Consider the following 2,208-nt stretch of genomic DNA (forward strand, 5'->3'; position numbering starts at 1 on the left):
TATCTGTTTCATACTCGATGATCGCGTGTCGGCCGGTAACTGTATCGCCACAGAATGAGCAGGTGCCACGGACCGTCTCTGGATTATCGGGGGTCATTCTCACGAGATCGGCAGCTCTTTTCAGGGGGAGAGGGAGCGTGTGACAGTGTTTTAGAGCTGGTTCGGTCGGTGAGACCGACTCAGCTTTGCTCCCTCACCTCAAAATCACACGCTCTATAACTTATACTTCGGGCGAGCGGAGTGAAAGTACTTCTCTAGGACGGCAATGTGACCACGGTTCGCGAGTGGCCACCACGCAGCTACGATTTCTAGTGACGGTGTTAGGGTGTCATAGAAGAGTTGTCACGACATTTATTCCGTGAATTCATAGCCGAATTAGCTGATAGAACGCGCTTACACATCAAGCATGAGTATTTAAACACTACCCAAACGAACGACGACAGGAATGCGCCCTCCAGAAAGTACGAGACTTCGGTCACTGACCCGTCAATCGCCCGTATGAACCGGCGTACATTCCTCGCGACGGCTTGTGTCGGTACCGCAGCACTATCGGGGTGCCTATCGGTCCTTCCGTTGGGCAGGCCGGACACGCCGTTGCCCTCCGTCCCTGACGGGACTTGGCCACAACACGGGGCAAACAGCGCGAACACGTTTGTATCGGATGTTTCCGCACCTCCGCGGGGAAACCTAGCGTGGGAGTCGGCGACTTTCACACGGTGGGATCCGGTGATCACCGACGGAATCGTCTACACCACAAACTTCGACCCCAGCAACGAGGGAAGCGCCATCGCACTCGACGCACAGGATGGTAGCGAACAGTGGCGGACACTTCTCGAAGGGGACGGCGACCATGGAAGGGCGCTCGTCGACGAACGCTTCCTCGTGGCGTACGACGAGGAGCTCGTCGCCCTCGACCGACAGAACGGTGACGTTCTCTGGCGACAGCCGCTCGAAGAGTCCGAAACCGGCGGGAGGCCGACGTACGCTCCGGAACTGCTCGCCGTCGACGAACGGTCGGGTGTCGTCGTCGTTCCATCCCGTGACGGCCTCGAAGCCTTCCGAGCGGAGAACGGCGAACCACATTGGGAGACGGCTGGGGTGACACAGCAGCGCGTCACGCCCGCGATCCACGACGGCACCGTCTACGCGGTGGGGGCCGTCGACGGCACGGACAGCGTCGCGGCGTTCGACGTCGAGGACGGAACAACCCGCTGGACGAAAGCACTGGAGCAGGTGTCGACGAGCGCCGATCCGGTAGCGACCGAGCGGGGCGTTTTCGTCGTAGACGGGAACAGTCTCGGCGTCCACGACCCCGAAACGGGGGAGAGGACCAAAGAAATCGGCTTGGCCGAGATCGACGGGACTGAAAGCACGACGGTGGCCGTGGACGGGGAGACAGCGTTCGTGGCGAACGCCGAGGGGCTACTCGCGGTCGATCTCGCGGCCGAAACGACGCGGGTGCTACACGACGACGATGTGTACGCCCAGGGGTTCTGTATCGGGAGCGACACGGTGATTGCCATGGTCGACGGATCCGAGTACGTCTCTACCGAACTCCGTGAGACGATCACCGTCTTCGACCGCGAGACGGGGGACGTACAGTGGAACTACGTGTTGGACTCGTTTCACTCCGTGACTATCCCACCGATCCTCGTCGGCGGTGCGGTATTCTTTGCGACCAGCAGCATCGGCGCTCTGGCCGTACTCGGCGATGTCGATTCGAACGGCTAAGCTCAGTGTCTCAACTGTATTGAGCGAATCACCGTGTGGGTCGACGGTGTGAGAAGAGTTCTATGACACCCTCGACGGTGTGTTAGATACCTAGCTGTCCTCACCACCGGTATGTCGTTCCGCATCTCGTGGCCCATCTCTCCTATGGTGAACCCTTCATCGATGTGGTGGCTGTAGATTCTTCATCTTGAAATCCGATTGGGCGACAAACTGTCCGGCCAGTTCAGCTAACTTCCGGGTTCGCTGGATGTCGGCCAGATTGTGCTTACAGAGTGGAAGCCAGTCACCAGCTTGGAACGCATCCACAGCTTCGGCGCTATCGTCAAACGGGTCGCACGTCTCTTCACCAACAAGGACATCATACACCCCAACGAGATCAGTCTGATCTTGTGTATTGAAGCGGTCAACCACCTGTATCATATCGGCGTACGCGATGTCACCAAAGGGCCACCGCAGTCCATGTTGGAGAAATCGCGT

At 58.8% G+C, this 2,208-nt stretch carries 1 protein-coding gene and 1 pseudogene; one reads left to right on the forward strand and one right to left on the reverse strand.

The features are described 5' to 3' along the window. The first annotated feature begins 498 nt into the window (after window positions 1-498). Window positions 499-1,731, forward strand: a complete 1,233-nt coding sequence (locus EXE41_RS18405; RefSeq protein ID WP_137691768.1) for a PQQ-binding-like beta-propeller repeat protein — start codon at window positions 499-501, stop codon at window positions 1,729-1,731. Window positions 1,732-1,887: 156 nt separating this feature from the next. Here EXE41_RS18405 and EXE41_RS18410 read toward each other — a convergent pair. Next, window positions 1,888-2,208: pseudogene (locus EXE41_RS18410) on the reverse strand (hypothetical protein); the annotation flags it as partial.

It is taken from the genome of Halorubrum sp. SD690R (assembly GCF_005435035.1).
Lineage (GTDB): Archaea > Halobacteriota > Halobacteria > Halobacteriales > Haloferacaceae > Halorubrum > Halorubrum ezzemoulense.